At 58.6% G+C, this 982-nt stretch carries 2 protein-coding genes; both read left to right on the top strand.

Annotated features, from left to right (window positions below):
- On the top strand, positions 1–521 hold a 521-nt coding region (locus tag AWB67_RS38500), incomplete at its 5' end, for a winged helix-turn-helix domain-containing protein (RefSeq protein ID WP_087660915.1).
- Positions 518–982 (top strand): sensor histidine kinase N-terminal domain-containing protein (locus tag AWB67_RS38495; RefSeq protein WP_235025627.1); only part of this gene is annotated, 465 nt, incomplete at its 3' end. The genes AWB67_RS38500 and AWB67_RS38495, both read left to right, overlap by 4 nt.

Genomic DNA, 982 nt, shown 5'->3' with positions numbered 1-982 from the left:
ATCTTGGACTGCCGTTTAAGGATGGCATCGATGTGCTGGCGTCGGTGCGTCGAGCTGGCGTCAAATTGCCGGTGCTGGTGTTGACCGCGCGCGACACTATACCTGAGCGTATCCGTGGTCTGGACATCGGCGCCGACGACTACGTTAGCAAGCCCGTTGACCTTGAAGAACTTGCGGCTCGGCTGCGCGCGCTGGTGCGCCGGGCCCACGGGCAGCCCCAAGAAAGACTTGAGGTGCAAGACGTCATGCTCGATCTGGCAGCGCGCCTCGTGTTCTGCGGTGGGGCGTCGGTTAGCTTGTCTACGCGCGAGTTCGACCTCCTGCACACACTGATGCTGAACGCTGGGCGTGTCATGTCTCGCGAGCAGCTGGAACAAGCCGTGTACGGCTGGGGTCAGGAGATCGAAAGCAACGCGATCGAGGTCCATATCCATCGTCTGCGGGCCAAGCTTGGCAACGAGCTGATCAAAACTGTGCGCGGCGTTGGCTATGTTTTGTTGCGAGGGGAGTTCCGTCCATGATGGTCGTCCCACGGTCACTGCAGGGTCGATTGCTGGGCCTTGTGATGGGGGTAGTGATCGGTATTTGGATCGTTACCGGGATGTTCATTTGGCGCGATGCAAGGCGCGAGCTTGATGAGCTTCTGGATAGCCACCTTGCCCAAGCAGCGGCGTTGTTGATCATTCAGCAGACGCAGTCGATTGACGATGACGAGGAAATCGATAATCGTGTTCCGCATCCGTACGCGCCCAAAGTAGCTTTCCAGATCTTTCACGATGGCCAAGCGGTGGTCCGCTCCGGCAACGCACCGGCTCAACCGATGATTCCGACAGGTCATCAGATGGGGCAGGGTTTTGCTACGGTACAGATCGAGGATGAAGCATGGCGGGTGTTCTTTGCACGTGGACCCGGAGAAGACACGCGTGTGTATGTCGGCGAGCGGGTCGATTCCCGAACTTCAATCTTACTAGCCGTCTTGCTG

Source organism: Caballeronia terrestris, assembly GCF_001544515.1.
GTDB classification, from domain to species: Bacteria; Pseudomonadota; Gammaproteobacteria; order Burkholderiales; family Burkholderiaceae; genus Caballeronia; species Caballeronia terrestris.
Note: the sequence above shows the minus strand (reverse complement) of the source record. Positions and strands in the feature narration are given on the sequence as shown.